Annotated in this window: 18 protein-coding genes and 1 tRNA gene; 3 read left to right on the forward strand and 16 right to left on the reverse strand. The window is 40.1% G+C overall.

What is annotated here, in order from left to right; genetic code table 11:
- Window positions 1-366: 366 nt before the first annotated feature.
- Both CU635_RS22615 and CU635_RS22620 read right to left on the reverse strand, forming a co-directional pair.
- A complete protein-coding gene (locus CU635_RS22615; protein WP_101579612.1) occupies window positions 367-1197 on the reverse strand; it encodes a carbon-nitrogen hydrolase family protein in 831 nt (276 codons plus the stop codon).
- 242 nt (window positions 1198-1439) lie between these two features.
- Window positions 1440-3134, reverse strand: coding sequence for a sigma-54 interaction domain-containing protein (locus CU635_RS22620; protein ID WP_101579613.1), 1695 nt, complete (start codon window positions 3132-3134; stop codon window positions 1440-1442).
- 322 nt (window positions 3135-3456) lie between these two features.
- Between CU635_RS22620 and CU635_RS22625 the strand changes: the two genes are divergently transcribed.
- The 3 genes from CU635_RS22625 to CU635_RS22635 all read left to right on the forward strand — a co-directional run bounded on the left by CU635_RS22625 (window position 3457) and on the right by CU635_RS22635 (window position 5803).
- A complete protein-coding gene (locus CU635_RS22625; protein WP_101579614.1) occupies window positions 3457-4377 on the forward strand; it encodes a polysaccharide deacetylase family protein in 921 nt (306 codons plus the stop codon).
- Window positions 4378-4463: 86 nt separating this feature from the next.
- The gene (locus tag CU635_RS22630; RefSeq protein ID WP_219619918.1) at window positions 4464-4775 is read left to right on the forward strand and encodes a hypothetical protein; all 312 of its coding nucleotides are present in this window, start codon (window positions 4464-4466) and stop codon (window positions 4773-4775) included.
- A gap of 14 nt (window positions 4776-4789) precedes the next feature.
- Entirely contained in the window at window positions 4790-5803 is a 1014-nt protein-coding gene (locus CU635_RS22635; protein ID WP_101579616.1) for a CobW family GTP-binding protein, read from the forward strand.
- Window positions 5804-6024: 221 nt separating this feature from the next.
- Here the strand turns inward: CU635_RS22635 and CU635_RS22640 are convergent, their stop codons facing one another.
- The 14 genes from CU635_RS22640 to CU635_RS23605 form a co-directional block, all read right to left on the reverse strand.
- Window positions 6025-6717 (reverse strand): TerC family protein, encoded by a 693-nt coding sequence (locus CU635_RS22640; RefSeq protein WP_101579617.1) that lies wholly within the window; start codon window positions 6715-6717, stop codon window positions 6025-6027.
- A 33-nt stretch (window positions 6718-6750) separates the two neighbouring features.
- Window positions 6751-7917 (reverse strand): MFS transporter, encoded by a 1167-nt coding sequence (locus CU635_RS22645; protein WP_245917565.1) that lies wholly within the window; start codon window positions 7915-7917, stop codon window positions 6751-6753.
- A gap of 84 nt (window positions 7918-8001) precedes the next feature.
- Complete coding sequence (locus CU635_RS22650) at window positions 8002-8994, reverse strand: PhnD/SsuA/transferrin family substrate-binding protein (RefSeq protein ID WP_101579618.1); 993 nt, start codon at window positions 8992-8994, stop codon at window positions 8002-8004.
- Between the two features lie 25 nt (window positions 8995-9019).
- Window positions 9020-10240, reverse strand: coding sequence for a Gfo/Idh/MocA family protein (locus tag CU635_RS22655; protein ID WP_101579619.1), 1221 nt, complete (start codon window positions 10238-10240; stop codon window positions 9020-9022).
- A gap of 194 nt (window positions 10241-10434) precedes the next feature.
- A complete protein-coding gene (locus CU635_RS22660; protein WP_180956630.1) occupies window positions 10435-11217 on the reverse strand; it encodes an IclR family transcriptional regulator in 783 nt (260 codons plus the stop codon).
- 216 nt (window positions 11218-11433) lie between these two features.
- Complete coding sequence (locus tag CU635_RS22665; protein WP_101579621.1) at window positions 11434-11928, reverse strand: tripartite tricarboxylate transporter TctB family protein; 495 nt, start codon at window positions 11926-11928, stop codon at window positions 11434-11436.
- A complete protein-coding gene (locus CU635_RS24015) occupies window positions 11925-12812 on the reverse strand; it encodes a tripartite tricarboxylate transporter permease (protein WP_373270906.1) in 888 nt (295 codons plus the stop codon). Before CU635_RS24015 ends, CU635_RS22665 begins: the two co-directional genes overlap by 4 nt.
- Window positions 12721-13422: a tripartite tricarboxylate transporter permease gene (locus tag CU635_RS24020; protein WP_373270907.1), complete on the reverse strand. Its 702-nt coding sequence runs from the start codon at window positions 13420-13422 to the stop codon at window positions 12721-12723. The genes CU635_RS24015 and CU635_RS24020 overlap by 92 nt, the downstream gene beginning before the upstream one ends.
- 33 nt (window positions 13423-13455) lie before the next feature.
- Window positions 13456-14496 (reverse strand): tripartite tricarboxylate transporter substrate binding protein, encoded by a 1041-nt coding sequence (locus CU635_RS22675; RefSeq protein WP_180956631.1) that lies wholly within the window; start codon window positions 14494-14496, stop codon window positions 13456-13458.
- A gap of 63 nt (window positions 14497-14559) precedes the next feature.
- The gene (locus tag CU635_RS22680) at window positions 14560-14829 is read right to left on the reverse strand and encodes a hypothetical protein (protein WP_101579623.1); all 270 of its coding nucleotides are present in this window, start codon (window positions 14827-14829) and stop codon (window positions 14560-14562) included.
- A 2-nt stretch (window positions 14830-14831) separates the two neighbouring features.
- Window positions 14832-16082 carry an aromatic ring-hydroxylating dioxygenase subunit alpha gene (locus CU635_RS22685; protein WP_101579624.1) on the reverse strand — a complete coding sequence of 417 codons (1251 nt, stop codon included), beginning with the start codon at window positions 16080-16082 and terminating at the stop codon, window positions 14832-14834.
- Between the two features lie 130 nt (window positions 16083-16212).
- Window positions 16213-16926, reverse strand: a complete 714-nt coding sequence (locus CU635_RS22690) for a class II aldolase/adducin family protein (RefSeq protein WP_180956632.1) — start codon at window positions 16924-16926, stop codon at window positions 16213-16215.
- A gap of 764 nt (window positions 16927-17690) precedes the next feature.
- Window positions 17691-18377, reverse strand: a complete 687-nt coding sequence (locus CU635_RS22695) for a DUF3862 domain-containing protein (protein WP_101579626.1) — start codon at window positions 18375-18377, stop codon at window positions 17691-17693.
- 461 nt (window positions 18378-18838) lie between these two features.
- Window positions 18839-18935, reverse strand: a tRNA-Sec gene (locus CU635_RS23605).
- Window positions 18936-19057 lie beyond the last annotated feature (122 nt).

Here is a 19057-nt window from a genome sequence, read left to right on the forward strand (position 1 = left end):
ATCTGTTTTGTGGCAGAACGGAACCCTCAAAGCCGAGTTTTCATAGAACTTTTTACACTACCAAATTTTTTAGTGTCTTCCCACATTTATAATGCAATTATTGTGCCAAATTTTTGAATTTTAAAAATTTTAAAAATAAATTGAGTCAAGGAACGTTTACCAATATGAGAAGGGTTATTAATTTCCCTCCAGTTAGATAACTCTTTTTAAATAAATCTGAAAAGATACCTTGAATAAAACGCAGTATAATTCCAGTGTTTTGTGAGGTTTTCTCACAATGTTTTGAATTTTCAGACATAAAATACCATACGATTTTCGAGAAAAGGTTTATATGAAAAATATCATAAACCCTTTTCTCAAGAAATATTAGGAATTCAATAAAGCGATTTTTTTCAATTCGTTTGCAAAAAGGCTGCTATTGTAATCTCTCAGATAAGGAATCTGCCGCCTTTGCTCGGAAATTTTATCAAGATCAATATCAGCAATGATAACCTCATTTTCTTTCGTTGCTTCAGCAAGTACCTCACCTTGAGGACTTGTGATCCGGCTATGTCCTCCAAATGCGGTTTCATTTTTTTCAGTGCCTGTACGATTTGCCGCAATTACATAACAGCCATTTTCTAAAGCCCGGGATCGGGTGGCAATATCCCATGCATATAATCGTTCTTTTCCGAATGCAGAAGGATAAACAATTATATCCGCTCCTTTTAATGCAAGGACGCGCGCACTTTCTGGAAAGCCGACTTCATAGCATATTTGCATTCCTAAGTTTCCCCATTCTAACTTAAATATAGGCAGGCTTTCACCTTTTTTAAACCTAGTATTCTCTTGGTCCCAAAGATGTGTTTTACGGTAAGTTCCCAAAATTCCTTCCGGGCTGGTGACCACACTAGTATCATAAATAAGACCTTGGGTATTAATCCGCTCAAGAATACAGCCCACAAGAGTAATATTGAACTCTTGACATAATGTTTCCATCCAATTTGTTGTTGCTCCAGGAATTGTTTCTGCGAAGGAAACATCATCTTCTTCTACTCTGTAGCCTGTGTTAAACAGTTCAGGCAGAACTATTAATTGAGCTCCTTGCCTTGCTGCCTCTGAAATTAATCCGTATGCACGGTCCAGATTTAATTGCTTGTCACCCAGCTCACAATTCATTTGGATTGCGGCAACTTTAAATTCATTTGTCGCTACCATGCTCTTCTCCCTCCCTTCAAATGTCTTAAGCTTCAATCATGCAATTTATGTGCCAACTTTAAATAGTTTGAGTTTTTATAGGTTTATACAGCATAGCTTATGTGCAAACGGTAGAATATCATGCAAATTTGCATATAACAAATTGCAATGATGCATATCCATTTTCCATGAATAAAAAAGTTTATTTTTCTCCCATTAGTGAAATAAAAAAATGCCCCTGTGACCAGAGACATTTTTAGCAGTTATGACAGTTCGATCTTTCTAATCTTTCTACTGATGGTTGATTGGTTTACGTTTAATGCTTTGGCGATTTTCACAGTGGAATTGAATCGTTCTTTAGCCAATTTAAGCAATTGAATTTCAGCTAATTCAGTACATTCTTTTAAAGGAAGAATATCCAGTACTTGTACTTTATCCTGATTTATACTCCGTGGAACCATTATTTCTGAGAAATAAACGGGTGTTACTTCAGACTCATCGGAAATGACAACTAGTCTTTCAACAATGTTTTGGAGCTCCCGAACATTTCCAGGCCAATCATATTGTTGTAAGATATCCATTAATGCCGGCGCAAAAGTTTTATTTTTATTGTATTTACGGTTAAAATAGTCTACAAAATGAATCACGAGCGGAAGAATATCTTCCCGTCTTTTTCGTAATGGTGGTATGAGCAAAGGAACCACATTTAAACGGTAATACAAGTCCTCGCGAAATTTCCCTTTTTTTATCTCCTCCTTTAGATTCTTGTTTGTTGCCGTAATAATTCTGACATTCACACCAATCGACTTTGTACCGCCAATCCGCATAACCTCCTGCTCCTGCAGCACCCTTAGCAGCTTGACCTGCAGCTGAAGGGACATTTCCCCAATTTCGTCCAAAAACAAGCTTCCCTCGTTGGCTGCCTCAAACAGCCCCATCTTTCCTTCACGATTCGCTCCAGTAAAAGCCCCTTTTTCATAACCAAATAATTCAGATTCTAACAAATCTTCCGGAATTGCCCCACAGTTAATTTTAATGAACGGCTTGTCATCTCTATTGCTTGACCGGTGAATATAATTCGCTATTACTTCTTTTCCTACCCCTGATTCTCCTAAAATCAGAACGGTGGAATCAACTTGTGCTACCCTTTCTGCTAAATCGAATACCTTTTCCATATCACGACTGTTAAAGATAATTTGCTTCTGCTGGTTTGTTTCCTTTCTTAATTCCATCAACTCAAGCTTATAGCCATTGATTAATTGCTTCATTTCATCGATTTCTGCATTTAACTTACTGACTTCCGTAATATCCCTTGACGCATTGACAACCCGAACAATCTTCCCGTTTTCATCCTTTATCGGTGTTCCAACCACCATTAGCCGTCTTCCCGTTTTCGTTACTTGAATGGTTGATATTTTTTCTCCTTTTTCCAATACAAGCCTTGTTATGGATGGTTTATATATCCCTTCCGCCTCTAATTCCAAAACATTTCTGCCCACTAAGTCAGCTTGTTTTTTACCCCATAATTTTTCGCAAGCAGAGCTGACCCTTAATGTATTCCCGTCGGCATCAGATACATATATGACATCATAAGAGGTATCAAAAATAGCTTTTAAATCCATACTTAATTCTTCATAATGTTGAAACTGTTTATTAAAATTCCCAAACTTATTTAAAGGCTGCAGGACGACTAAAACTCCTGTTATGTCCCGATTGTTTTCTACCACTGGCACATAATATGATATAAACGCTTTGAAGTCATATTCAATTAAGATTCCTTCTTGAGATTGTTTCGTGTTAATTGTTTCTTTTAGATACTTTAGGAGATCCTTACTATTAAATATATTTTCGGTAACTACATTATTTAATTTTTGAAGGTTATATGAAAGATCAAAAAATGCAAGTCCAAACGGCAGCACATTGAAAAGGCAATGGTTTTCTCTATTGATAAAATACATGATAAATCCCCTCCCCTTATCTAAAAACTATTCTACTCTTTTTATAAAAAACCTTTATTGAAGTTTTAAAACTCAACGCAACCTTGCAATTAGATATGCGGAAATGCATAGATTTTTTGTCATGGTACTGATTTTTCAAAATAGATTGACCCATACATAAATAAAATGTATGTTTATTTTATTAACAGAAAAGTCGAAATTATGAGTATTTATTTGTTTATTCTAACCTAAATTGTTCGTTCATAGAATCATCTTTATTTTTTGGCACAAATATTGCATCTTTTCAAGGGAGAACAAATTCATCTTATAGGAGTGGTTTGTAATGACAAAAAAAGAGATTTTAGTTGCATACGGTGTAGATGTTGATGCAGTAGCTGGATGGCTTGGTTCTTATGGAGGGGAAGATTCACCGGATGATATCTCTCGCGGTCTATTTGCTGGGGAAGTGGGCTCTCCCCGTTTACTTGATTTATTTGAAAAGCATAATTTAAAAACAACCTGGTTTATTCCTGGACACTCTATCGAAACATTTCCAGAGCAGATGAAGGATGTTCATCTCCGCGGGCATGAAATCGGTATTCATGGTTATTCTCATGAAAATCCAATTGCAATGACACGCCAGCAAGAAGAGGCTGTTCTCTTAAAATCTATTAAATTGGTTGAAGATTTAACAGGCAAGAAGCCAACCGGGTATGTTGCACCATGGTGGGAGTTTTCTAATGTAACCAATGAACTTCTCCATAAGCACGGCATAAAATACGATCATAGCTTAATGCACAACGATTTTACCCCTTACTATGTACGGGTTGGCGATAGCTGGACAAAAATTGATTATCGAAAACAGGCAGAAGAGTGGATGAAGCCTTTACAAAGAGGTAAAGAAACCAGCTTAATCGAAATACCTGCAAACTGGTATTTAGACGATCTTCCGCCTATGATGTTTATAAAAAAATCGCCTAACAGCCATGGTTTCGTTAATCCGAGGGATATTGAGCAAATGTGGAAGGATCAGTTTGACTGGGTATATGAAAACATGGACTATGCTATATTCACAATGACCATTCACCCGGATGTCAGCGGCCGTCCGCAAGTGTTAAAAATGCATGATAGATTAATTGAATATATTAACACTCATGAAAATATAAAATGGGCGACATTTGACCAAATTGCTGATGACTTTGCAAAGCGTAATCCATTCAAAGGTGAATTCGAAGAAGTCGCTGTATCGAAGGCCACTGAATAACGGCCATTATCAACGAGTTGTTCTTTTGCATCGTTCTATAAGATAGGAGGAACAGATTTGTGTGTGTTCTTTGCGGAGAGTTTGTGATGCAGGTACATTGGACTGACCAAACGTCAGAAGTATCAAGTGAGATTATTGTTGGTGAGCTGCAACGAGAAAGACAGAGGACTCGTCTTCACCGAACCCGTCTTTGTAATGAAATTCTGCAATTCTACCGCCTAAAATTGGAAGAATGGAACGGCAGTAAATTTATCTTAAGTGATCCTAAGGGCAGTCAAGAAATTGTCCATGATCTTGGAACGCTCTGGCATACTGCTGAAAAATTGCTTGGATATCCAATCGACCCATTGGATCCATACTTGCTCCAACAGCTTCACGAAGAAAAGAGTCGCAATTAAAGGAATGAACATAAATGAGCCAAGCATTCATAATTCCTATTACAGTTGTGACTGGCTGCTTAGGAAGCGGGAAGACGACCTTATTAAGAAAATTATTAACGGAGCCTGAACTTCAACATGCGGCTGTTATTGTAAATGAATTTGGCAAGGTTGGACTTGATCACCATTTGCTAAGGAAAACCGATGAAAAAACAGTTTTACTTAAAGGTGGATGCATCTGCTGCAACAACAGGGAAGATTTAGAAAACGAATTAAAATCACTATTATGCACGGATGAAAATAACCAGACAAGTATTAACCGAGTCATTATTGAAACAACTGGCATGGCCGATCCGGTTCCGATTCTTTTTACGGTCTTAACCAACCCTCTTCTACAGCACCATTTTTATATTGATTGTGTAATTGCTACTGTAGATGCGAAGAATGGATTATTGCACATTAAAAATAATCCTGAGTTAGTGAAGCAAGTGACCGTTGCTGATAGAATTGCTTTAACAAAAACCGATATTGCTTCTCCTTCGGAAGTCATGGAACTGGTTAGTCAATTGAGGAAAATAAACCCTTCCATTGAGATTATTGAAGCGGTTCATGGAAATGCTGATATCGCAATCGTTACAGGAAATTTCAAAAAGGGGTACATAACTCCTTCATTAAAAACCGAATACAGGGAAAATAAAAGCCATTATTCTTCAAACATCAAGTCGATATCTTTTACTTTTAAGAGACCGCTTGATTGGACCGCATTCGGGTTATGGCTGAGTGCATTACTCCATGCAAATGGCGAAAAAATTATGCGGGTAAAAGGACTCTTGGATGTGGGCGAGAAAGGCCCCATTGTTTTAAATGGTGTTCAGCATATCATCCACCCTCCCGACCACCTTCATGAATGGCCTGAAGAAAGCAACCAGTCCCATTTAATTTTTATTCTTAAAGATATCGATCCAAATGCTATTTTTGAGTCGCTAAAGACATTTCAGTATTTCCTTAATTCTGATTTTGAATTATTGGAATTAAACACAGCGTTATAAAAATTATGGTCATTTTATACTTCCCAACTTAGGGAATCACCTTGGTTAAGAAAGAAATATATAAAAATCACTTGAACTAAATGTTAAGCAACCTAAGTTCGTAATACTACCCGAACATAGGTTGCTAATTTGCGATAATTATTTATTGTGGGATTCTCATGCTCCCTACAGTCTATTCGTAAATTTGCTGTATAGCTAAACATGGTATTCCTATGTATACGCTAGATAACTTTTTCCTGCTGCGTCTGCTTTTGTACTTGTTTGTGGACTTTCAGTTCCTTAAACCTGCCTGCTAATATAACACCAGCAATAATTAAGAATTCGAAGCCATATTTAATGATCGCATTTGAAAAATAGTCATGTAAAAAAGGCTCATTAATAATCATCTTTGAAGCTGTCCATGCTAAAATGGCTGAACCAATCGTAATAATAATTGGAAAGCGATCAATCCACTTAAGCATAAGGGTGCTTCCCCACATCACAATAGGTACAGAAATTAATAAGCCGAGAATCACAAGGGCAATATTTCCGTGTGAAGCTCCTGCTACAGCCAGAACATTGTCTAGTCCCATTAAAGCATCGGCGATAATGACTGTACGAATGGCGGACCAGAAATTTTCTCCTGCTTTAACATCTGAGTGATCATTTTCCTCTGCCAGTAATTTATACGCTATTATCACCAATAAAAGCCCGCCGACCAGGTGCAAACCAGGAATCTTTAGTATCCAGACAACCGTTAGCGTCGCTACTATTCTAATAAGAATAGCTCCTACTGATCCCCACAAAATCACTTTCTTTTGCTGGCCTTTTGGCAGATTTCTAGCCGCCAGCCCTATTAGGATCGCATTGTCACCAGCCAACACTAAATCAATAACAATAATAGCTAACAGTGAACTTAAAAATTCCATCTCCATTTATGTGCCTCCCTTATTTTTTTCTTATTAACTTTATACAGTTTGCTGTTTATCTGCTTTGTGTTCCGCTTTTACTTTTTGCATGCGAGTAAAATAGGCTCCAAACAGGAGGATCCCGCCACTGACCAAAAAAATCGCCGAAACACCAGCCATTCTGCCCACCATCCCAAAGAAAAAAGGTGAAATAAACTGGGAGAAGCGGTTAAATGTCAAGCGGATTCCGAGCACCTCTCCCTGTCTTTCAAAGGGACTAATGTTCATCGCATAAACAAGACTCAGCGGCTGGCCCAGACCTAAACCGGCTCCAAGAAAAATGGCAATGATTCCAAAAATAATCGGCCATGAACTCAATTGAAAACACATAAAGGAAATACCACTGAGTACTAAAGTCGCAGTCAACACCTTTCCACGTCCAAACGATTGCACCAATCGGAACTGAACAATGCGAACTATAATCGATGCTGATGCTGTTAAAGACAAAATAATACCAATACCGCTAGCCGTCATCCCTGCCTCTGTTCCCAAGACTGGAAAGTAGGCTACAAATAAATCTTTGGAGTATAAAACTAATCCACTAATAACAAGGGCTTTACGTAAATTAGGATTTTTCAGCATTTTCCAGGAGGAAGATTTCTCTACTAATTTTCCTGCTGCCCCGCCACTTTTCCACGATTCCTTCGGGACTAACAGGCCGATAAGCAATGCCACCCCAATAAAGACTGCAGCTGTCATGAACGTAAAACGAAATCCATAGTGGTCATAGCCGAATCCGGTTACCAATGGACCAATTAACTCACCTATCGATGCGGTAAGACTGAACATTGCTATAAGTTTATCACGGTTTCCCGGCAAATTACCAACTGTTTTTTGTAAAGAAACCAGTGCACAGATTTGGCACAAACCCGTTAATAATTGAGAGAAAAATAGAGTCGCCATGTGAGGGATTAAAATAGGAATTATTATCACAAGCAGCATTCCTGTGCTTCCTAAAAAACATAGTCGGCGGGCCCCGTATATATCCAGCCATTTTCCTGCCTTGACCGCCAAAAGCATTGGAAAAAAGGCATAAGAGGAAACTAAGAATCCAATGACAGCAACAGATGCTCCTTGCGAATCAGCAAATATCGATACAATCGGCCGGGTTCCCTGTATAGCTATTGAATACAATGTCTGCATGACTAAGAAATAAAAAAGAACCAAGAATACCTCTTCCTTTCACCTCATTTAAAAGGATAAAAGGTAAAGGGCTTCAACTCTTTTGGAGTTGAAGCTTTTTACCTCATTTTACAATGTGTATTCTTCAAAAGTAGAGTTAATAAAAAGGTCTTCAATTTCAAGTTGTTTATGGATCATGCCCTGTTCTAGAGAATAACGTACCGCTGTATCAATTGTTTTACGGTTCTTTTCAATGCCATATGGCCAGAAATCATTCCCCATCAGTTCTTTTGTTTTCTCCACTTCTGAAACCAGCCAAGGTAAAGTCGTTTTACTGGCTGCTGTCTGTGCAAGTCCCTCGTATACCAGGTTTTTTGCTTCTGTAAAGGACTTATATAAGTTGTATGCGACCCAAGGGTGTCTTTCCAAAATTTCGTCCTTAATGACGACCACATGCATAATTGGGAAAATTCCTGTCTTTTTGTAATACTCTTTTTCTACAGATACATAGTCAGGAAACAATCTTCTAACATTGGGTGAACCGTTAAGAAAGCATGATGGTGCCCTTGGAGCAATCAGTGCATCAATTTCCCCACTTTCAATCATTTCATTTAATGTTTGCTTTGCACCAATAGGTCTTATTCTGATTTCTTCAGGAAGTTTTATAGCTACTTTTTCGACTCTTCCAGGGGCTTCTTCTCCGCCGGTATACCAGTTCATTTCAGAACTGTCGACCCCATATTCACTTTTTAAAATCCCCCGGATCCATAGGCAAGCAGTTAACTGATATTCGGGGATACCCACCCGTTTACCACGTAAATCCTCAGGCTTTTCGATACCTGAATTGGCATTGATGTAAATTCCTGAGTGACGGAAAAACCTAGAAACGAAGACAGGAATAGCAGTAAAATTATGGGTTCCGCGATCCTTCGCGATTAAATAAGATGATAACGACAATTCAGATACATCAAACTCCTGATGACGCATCATTCTCCAAAATGTCTCCTCCACAGGCATATTCAGCCAGTTTAAATTAATTCCTTTAGGCTGTATTGTTCCGTCGGACAACGGTCTAATCCGGTCATAATCCCAACAAGCGAAAGTAAGGTTTAGCTTCGACATACCATTACTCCTCCATAATATATAATTATTTGCTTACGGTTCTGTGAGACGGTTCTACTGCAACCTGATGAGATAAATAGACTTCCTGTCGCTTCTTTGCAGATTCTAAAACTGCCCGACACACTTCAAGATTAGCCTTTCCCCATCTTCCATCATGAGTCGGGGGATGGCCATGTGCAACAGCATCATAAAGTTCAGCAATCATTATATCCCGACCTGTTTCATGACTGAGTTGCACCTCGTATTTATCATCGTCACCATAAACAAACAACCCATTTGGGGATTGACGAATATCTCCTCTTTCACAGCTTACAACAGTTAAACCAAAAAACGGTTGATTGGTTACTTCTTTCGAATAGTTTTTAGAATGGCTGCCACCGTAACCCTTTTGGCTTTTCATCGTTGTTTCTGCTTCACCGCTGCTCATTTGCCGGATTGTTTTTCGGGAGCTGCCATATCCTGATGGCTTGATTGAAGGACCTCCTTCACCAATTCCAAATGTTAGTTCAGTTGTATGAAAGTGATCGTAACCATTATAAATGGCGGTGGCCGCAGTTCCATCTTCAAATTCAAGGAAGGCAGCATGGGCGCCTTCTGTTGGACGCGTTTCATCCCAGCGTCCTGTTATGGCACGAACGCTCCGTAGCATTCCGCCTCCAATATAGCGAATAATATCAAACTGGTGGGAACCTTGCCGATAAGTTACACCCCCGCCTAAAGAGGTATCCAGTTCCTCGGGCGTTCGAGGCCGATACATCCAATCATTGAAATACCAATTATTAATGATCCGTACTCGTCCAAGTTTGCCTTGCTCAACGATTTCCCTTATCTTGCGGATTGGGGGCTCGAAACTAAATGAATGGCCAACAATCATATGCACTCCAGCTGATTCCACCTCTTGAATGAGCATATCTGCCTCTTCAACAGAGACCGCAAGTGGCTTTTCAACAATGATATGCTTTTTGTAGGAAGCAGCAATCTTTACATGTTCAACGTGAAGCTCAGTAGGGCTTGCAATGTAAACGGCATCCACATGCTCACTCCGGCACAGGTCATCTACACTTAAATAATAGTTAGCCTGAAAATCAGCTGCAAACTTCTCTAGCCGCTCTTTATTTCTTCCAGCAGCAGCCGTGACCTTTACATGCGGGTGTTTGGAAATGCTCGGCAAAAGAGCACTACCTGCATTGCCTAAGCCGATTATGCCAATTCCCAATTGATGCTTTCTGTTTATTAAGCTAGTCATCTGTTCACCCCTTCTTGATTTATTCTTGTTTTTGTTCCACTATGCGGAATCCGTTTCGTTTGTTGGATAAAAAAATATAACATTCACATTATTATAGTTTCAATATTGAAATTTATTAAAAACTTCTGAAAATAAAATAAGGATAATGAAAAATGCATCAGAAAAGGATGATCCCAATGCATTTTTGATGAATGTTATCCTGCTGCTATCTCCATCATCGGATAACGGTTTTTGGCTTCGCTATCGCCCATGGCCTCAGAAATTTTATAGGCGGTATACATCACCAGTTGATGAAGCGGCCGCTCCTCGGAAAGCCGGTGAATGGGTCCTGCGGCGGTTATTCCACCTATTAAATTTCCTTCATGATTAAAGATAGGCGCAGCAACCGCAAATGATCCCTTCACCCTGTCATCCACAGAGGTTACATAACCCTGGGATTGAATTGTTGCCAATTCTTTTACCAAATTGTCCAAATCACCCTCGAATTGATTATTGGACATTGCTTCGCTGAGAATCCTGTGACGTTCCGATTCATCTAGATTGGCAAGCATAACTTTACCCGAAGCACCAATCCATAGTGCATTGCGCTGCCCAACTTTTACAATATTGCGTATTTGTTCCGAACTTTCTACCATTTCGATACAAACACGTTGGCCATCCTCAATAATATTTAGGTCTATCGTCTCCGATATTTGATCGCAGAGATCCCTCATAAACGGCAAAGCTGTATCACGTAATGAAATGTTCCCGGCTATTACGGCTCCCAGATTGAACAGCTTAAACCCCAGACTGTACTTTTGTGTTAAATGATCCTGTTTGATATAGCCACATTTCGCCAATGTCGACAACAGGCGATAAACAGTACTCTTAGAAAGCTTCGTCTGGACTGCCAACTCTCCCAGAGTCTGTTGGGGCTTTTCCAAAGAAAAGCATTCCAAAATCATTAAGGCTCGTTCCACTGATTGCACTGTTTGCACTGATTCCCTCATCCCTATCCCCTACTTCGCAACCGTTATGTTTCACTTTATCAGGTTCAAATACAAAGTTTCTTTAATCTTATCATTTTTTCTGAACTTTTCAAATTCCACTATTCAGAGGATTTCGTCAGGCAATGCTATGCATCAATCCAATTCATTAAATGTTTCCAAGCTTACTTACGCTTGGCGAGCATTAATCAATGACGATCCGAATTTTCAAAGAAAGTAATGAATTTTGAAGCCTACAACAAAGACTACATAAATGAATAAAGTGACTGTGGAAGAGTATATGATGGACATTTTCCAGCTCTCTTTGGAAATCCATTTCAAATAGAGGAACATGGAAATTAAGATACCCCATATCATACTGGAAAAATAGATGAGTATCGTGAACAATAACATCCATCCTATAAAAAAATACCTCTTCTTCACATTCTCCTGGGTTTCGACTAATTTCTCCTCCCGAGCAGCACCACTTTCACTGAGTGCGGACGCTTCTCTTTCTATCTGGAGCATGAAAGTTCGCTTTATCGGTATACGCGGCAGTAACATAGTAACCAATTGTATTCCAGAAAAAAACAATAAACAACCGCTGACTATTTTGGGGACAAGTGCTACATCTCCTCTTAATCCTAACGTGGAAACGAAGATAAGGAGGCCAAACAAAAAGATAACAATGGAGAAAACATTGTTCTCGTTTAAACGTGTCATACTACAAAGCCTCCTTTAAGCAGCTTTCTTTGTTTTATCTTTTTCACATAGTGCCAAACAAGGGAAGCAATGATCATTAAACATAAAGTTAGAGCAATCGGCCTCGTAACAAACCCTTGAGGGCCAAAAGTTGCCATTGTCTGATGGTAGGAAGATTCCATCAACTTCCCTAACACCAGTGCAATAATCAAAGCGATTCTTGAAAAACCGTATTTTTCCATCATATAACCGATAACCCCAAACACCAATGCTACAATAATATCCCCAAATTTCCCATCCGTTCCGTATGCACCGACGAAAGAAATGGTTATTATCGCAGGTGCCATTATTGATCCACGAATTTTTGTTACAAAAACAAGCTTAGGGCCTAACAAAAGTCCAAAAATCATTGCGACAAACTTTGCGATTATTGCCGCGGCAATCAAAAAGTAAGTAGTTTGGAGATTATTAGTCAACATTTCAGGGCCTGGTGTAAGTCCATGGATCATGAGCCCGCCAATCAGTACCGCCATTGCTGCTCCTCCAGGTATACCGAAAGCCAGCGTTGGCAACAGATTCCCACCTTCTTTTGAATCATTTGCTGCTTCAACTGCAATTACCCCTTCAATAGCTCCTTTACCGAATTTCTCCTTATTCTTAGACATTTGAACGGCTGTTCCATATGCCATGAAACTGGCTACAGTTCCTCCAACTCCAGGGATCATGCCAAGATAAATACCTATGAAACACGATCGGAGAAACAACCAGAAGTTTTGAAAAACAGACTTAATCCCCTGCCAAGCCCCGCCAGTTTTAACTTTCACCTCGTCCGCGATGGCGGAATTCTGAGTGAATAATGAAAAAGCTTCGGTTATCCCAAACATTCCGATAACAACTGCAAGCAACGGGATTCCATCCCAAAGATAATCGGTTCCGAACGTAAAGCGGTCCGATCCCATAATCGGATCTGTGCCTATATAGTATATAGGCTAACAGTAAACCTATTAAACCCGACATGATCCCTTTAAACAGGCTTCCCTTCGTGACTACTGCGATAATGGCGAGGCCAAAAATCGCTAACATGAAAAATTCAGGATATGAAAATGCAAGAATAAGTTTACGTGCAACTGGAATCATTAAATCTAACACAACCAAGCCGATCATTCCACCAAGGGCAGAAGCGACCATCGCAGCTGCGATGGCCATGCCTGCCTTCCCTTGTTTAGCGAGCGGAAATCCATCAAAAGCGGTTGCCGCATTTGACGCATCTCCAGGTGTATTAATAAGGATTGAAGTTAGCGAACCGCCAAAATTACTTGATCCGTAAGCGGAAATGAGTAACACGATAGCCTGTTCCGGAGTTAAACTAAATGTAAGCGGGATCAGAAGGGCCATAGCTATACTTCCTCCAAGGCCCGGCAGAATCCCGATGATAAGACCATAAATAACTCCTGCAACCATAAAGAGCATCATTTCAGGTTGCAATACATTTCCTATTTGTGATAGAAAACCCATATTTCCACCTCCAGCAGAACATTGATTCGTCTACTATTCTCCTTTGTCGAATAATTCTTTGACAGTGTCTGTATAATTTGAATAATCTTTTAACAGCTTTTCTACACGTGCATCTGTCGCTTTTGCATCCAGGTAACTCGATGTCCGCTTCATTTTTTTAAGAACTTCCTGGAACTCTGGGTCCTCTACAGATTTTTTTATGGCCTCTTCGAGGATGGAACTTACATCTTCCGGCATATTTGGCGGAGCACCAATCATCTTATAAGTATCGAATATTTCGTTAAATTCAGGCATGCCCAACTCCGATGGAATCGGTACATCCGGAAATTTCGGATTTCGCTCGGTCCCGAACCATATGGCCGGTTTTAAATCACCCGAATCAATATATTTCTGTTGGCTTTCGTAAGATCCAAACAAAATATCCGCGTCTCCCCTGATCACTGACAATACGGCTTCACTTGTCGCTTCATGATTCAACGGCTCCCAATTTACACCCATTTTCGTTAACGTGATTGCACCAACAATCGAGTCATTTGAAGCAAGACCCCGTGTGGAAACTATATATTTCGGCTTCTCTTGCTTCATAATATTTTCAGCCGTATTATCGCCCGTGGCCTGCACAGATCCTACATTGTTATCTACAGCCACGGTCCCAAGCCAGGTCACCTTTCTTAGATCGAAGGAATCTGGACGAGCCAACTGAGTAGGAGCAAGCCCATTAACATCATAGAGCCCAATCGTATAGCCGTCCGGCTTTGCTTTTTGGATATGGTTTGTTGCAATGACACCTCCGGCACCTGGCATGTTGCGCACTGTCACATTTACTTTATTGGGCAGGTGCTTTTCTATAAATGGAGCGATTGCCTGGGCCCATTCATTGAAACCTCCTCCCGGCTTATAACCCACGACCAACTCAATATTTTTTTCTGGATATTTCGTTGCAGAACTTGATTTTGTGTCGTTTGCTGAAGCAGATTTCGTTGTGCTTCCTCCCGACCCGCACCCTCCGACTATCAACCCTAACACGATAATGATCAGCATGGTTGTTAAATAGCTACCCTTCCTCTTCTGCATTTCCATCCTCCTCAAACAAAATATGCAAACGCTTACAGTTTTTCTTGACAAATAGACCTGCCATTAAAAGCCTTCATCTTCCTCATCGAGCTCCATTGTCGTAATTGTTTTTATTTCAACCAATTCCCACCTGTGTCCGCACGAATGGCACCAACAAAAATATACTGTCTGGTCTGACCTCCAATATTCCAGAATAAAACTGCGAAGATCTTTCATGGAATGCCCACACTGGTTGCAAAAATGAATCATCGAAAAAGGGCTTGCTCCTTCCTCTTCCGAAGGAATGAGGAAGGGTTCTACATATTCACCGGAAGCTCTCATACTATTGCTCATTTTTACTTGACACCCACTTTATCAAACAGTTCGACCACATCATCAATGATTGGGGAGAACCGGGTCTGGAACCGTTTGAATACGCTTTCAAAACCGTCACTGAAATGATGTTTCTTACGCTCCAGTGGAAGCTTAATGATTTCGTTTTCCTCTGGATCACGGATGGTACCAATCGGGTCTTCTCCCCGTCCAACTCTGGCAATTTGCTCCTTAAGCATTTGGCGGTAAAAGATGATCCCTTTGTCAGTTGTCCCTAAACGTTCTGTCATTCTGTCGGCAACAGTTCCCTGGGTAATCCAGCACATGATATCCTGGCCATCTATATAATCAGTCAAGAATTCCCCATTTTCGTCTCTGTACGGAACGTCATATAAAGGAACTTCCTTAAGATGCGGCGGAATCTCTACATCCGGGCCAGGAACATACGCCATATACCATACATGCCATGTGTTATCATCATCGATCGGTACTCTGATTTGGAATTGGTAGGATCCCAATCCACCGCTGCCGACCGCGAGCATGAATGGAAAAACAACAGGATGACCAATCCGCCAATCATCACTATCTTCCGACTGTCCTTCCAGCAGCCTTCTTTTTACTATGCCGTATTCAAAAGCATCAAAGGCAATTTTATTATGCTTTCGCTGAAAGGCTACCTCCTGGGTTTCACCCTTTAAACCTGTAATATAGGCATGGTAATGTCCATGGAGCCATTCAGTATGGACTGGATCCAGTGAGTTCTCCATAATTTGCAGCCAGTTACAAGGAAGCACCGCATTTCCAATCATGCGAACCGCACTATCTACCACAAAACCGTCAAAACGAGGGAGCAACGGGGCAGGCTCAGGTCCGAGATAAGCAAAAATAAGTCCTCCCATTTCTTGCACAGGATACGATTTCGTTTTTATGCGGTTTTTAAAAGTACTTGTTTCCGGCTCATTTGGCTGTTCAAGACATTGCCCCTTTTGATTAAAGCACCATCCATGATACTGGCAGCGCAACCCTTCTTTTTCGGGCATCCCGTAAACCAGCGAGACTTTACGATGTGGACACTTTTCGTCGATCAGTCCGAGATTGCCAGACAGGTCACGGAAGAGAACCAAATCCTCGCATAGAACCCTGACTTTTTTTGTTGCTTTGTCTTTTAGCTCACTCGTGGCCGCTACAGGTATCCAATAGCGACGCAATAGATTTCCCATCGGCGTACCTGGTCCGACCTTTGTTAATACATCGTTTTGCTCCTTACTTAACATACTTTAGCCTCCTGGTAATTTTTTAGATTATTAGTATTAAAGCAGTTCGACATTGTCTTTTGAAAACCATGCCTAGTTTCAAACTAATTTTTTACGGGCCATGACTATGAATCATGCTCGAAAGATATTGTTATAGAAGGCCTGCCAGCGCATTTTCTTTCATGGCTTTTTCCTGATAATACGTCCATATTTTTTCAATGATACTCGGTTGCCAGTTTGTCTCTCTTGTACGGACTAAATTCTCTCCATCAAGCACCCGAATATCGGGTCTTATTAACATAGCATCGTATTGTTTTTTAGCATTTTCTTCTAAAAACACCGATTTTGCGAATGCAGCTTTTACACTGTCGCCTACGACAACTGTGCCATGATGTCGGATCTGTACGGTGACCTCCCCCCCGAGGAGTTCAGCTAATTCTGCGCCCATTTCTACTGTATTGACCAAACTTGATTTTTCGTAAACCGGCACTTTATCAACAAATGAACCGATGCCAAACACGGGTTGCATCGGAATGTCAGCAATCCCGAGGACTGTTTGATAGTGAGGATGGTTGTGGATAACACTGAACACATCACTCCGCCTTTTAAATATTTCTGTGTGGATGTGATATTCACTCGGTGGCTCTGAATCCGCTTCCAGCAAGTTCCCATCCAAATCACACATGACGATATCCTCTACAGTAACCGAAGCCCGGCTTGCCCTGCGAGAGTTGATATAAAACTGATCCGTGCCGGGGACCCGAAAGCTCACATGCCCATTCATATCAAGCAGATCAATATTTTCTAACAAGCGCACTGCTGTTGCTACCTGAAGTTTGAAGTCTTTCACAATCACCTTATTCATTTCCTGCCTCCCATCTTTTTGATGTAACATCGATTCAGTAATCCGGACAGCGAGTATGCTTTGTCATTACTTTTAACTCGCGTTTTTACCCCCTTTTGTTTACAGATAAAAAACTCTAAAAATATCATAATTAAATATCTTTGTTGTTCCACAATACGGAACGCATATTGTATTGTGGTTTGATGTTTTGATTATACTATTAGACAGTGATAAAATCAATACTGAATATTTATTATTTTCAGAATTATTTGTAGATATATTTTCTTAATAATGGTATTTGGTAACATTTTCTGAACACTTTTTAGAAATGTCTTATTTCAAACGGCTTTCCAGAAGAATGACAAAGTCATTTCTGGAAAAAAGAGATCATCTTTTACTTGTGCCGCAAGTTTTATACTTTATTAATCTATTCTTTTACTCAATCGGTTCCTCTTCAGTAGACAGGCTGTTCATAATTAACGCTCTCACCTACTTTAATGCTGAAAGAAGGATTACAAACAAGAGATGTTGCGATTGATTAGAACTTTCAATGATGGATAGCTTTGGCTACGTAGACTCGTATTGTCAATTATGTATAAAAGAAGCTGTCCAACAATTGAGCAGCTTCTATGGTTACCGTATTAAGTTTAAATATTTGAACCAGGTCGAATCGGTGTCCGTTTTAGCTATCTTTTCTTTATTTTTAAACTATGTGAGCAAATTAGCATACATAATACCTTAGAACGTAAAAAAACCACGGTTTTACGCGCCGTGGCTCTCTTTCATTATTCTAATCCAAATTGAGCTTTATTTTGTAGTTTATTTCCCTGGAACATAAAGTTTGCGTTAGCCCCTAATCCGCTCTCACCTTTGTATTCATACATTACGGTATAAAGATCGCTACCCTTCTCACCGGATTCGGATAATATTGTGCCTTCACCACCAATAATTGAGACCACTTCTTCATATGACATACCGTTCTGTACTTCATTAAATTCATCAAGCGTAACAGTAACGTCAGACCTTTCTACAACGCCCATTTGCGCTTTATTTACTAGCTTTCCACCTTGAAACATGAAATTAGCATTTGCGCCTAAACCTCCGTCAGCCTCCCATTCGTACATAACGGTATGGAACTCCGTACCTGCTTCACCTGATTCGGAGATTACTTGACCTTCCCCGCCAATGATGCCGACAACTTCCTCATAGGTCATTCCATTTTGTATTTGATTGAATTTCGCTTCATCAAGAACGCCGGCCTTACTCTCTGGTTGTGGTGCAGTAGCTTCTGCCGCATCTTCCTTCGGTGCCGATTCGTCTTTCTTGACTTCCGTAGACGCTGCGTCAGTTTTTTTCTTGTTGTCGGCCGCTGTTTCTTCTTCGCCACCGTTTGCAGCAATCGATCCGACTACGATCACAACAATTACCCAAAACCACCAACGCTTGTAAAACGGTTTTTTTACCTTTTCCATTCCATAAACCCTCCTGGTAATCTATTAGTAGTCTACATGAAAATAATACCATAAAAATTCCGAAAAAAATCGACATTGTAAAAATCTTGAAGTGACAATTTTGTGTCTGTTTGTGCTTTGTTTTCACGAACAAGAGTGAAATAAAATGAAATAACAACTTTCCTTGGAGCTATTACTTTTGCACACTTGACAGCCAAGAAACGTTCAAACATATCGGAACAATTGATTAGCTTCTAACCATCGGCATCTGTGCCAGCCTATGTCCTTCTCCTGAGAAATGAATTTGGTTGCAAAATAAAAAAACGCCCTTTTTGCTCGTAATTTTAGTACGAAAAAGCCAGCGTTTAAACTAACATACTCCTGTATTTTTTACGAAAAAATACTTTGTGCCCTACTGTCATAATAACCGTATTCATCTTCGAATGAGAATCGGATAAATAACGTAGAGTAGCGCGTTTATTTGGCGGGACTGCGTGGGAATCGAACCCACCTGACCTGGCACGCAGGTCACAAGCGGTTTTGAAGACCGTGGAGGACACCAGTACCCCATTCAGCCCCGTATATTGAGCATTCCAATTATACATGTTAATAACTAGTCTATCAAGCAGGAAAGAGGCTTGGTTTGAGTCAAGCATTTGTTGGCGGAATTTATTTCCACCTAAAACGTGTAAGCGGATTCA

It is taken from the genome of Bacillus canaveralius, assembly GCF_002860125.1.
GTDB classification, from domain to species: Bacteria; Bacillota; Bacilli; order Bacillales; family Cytobacillaceae; genus Bacillus_BJ; species Bacillus_BJ canaveralius.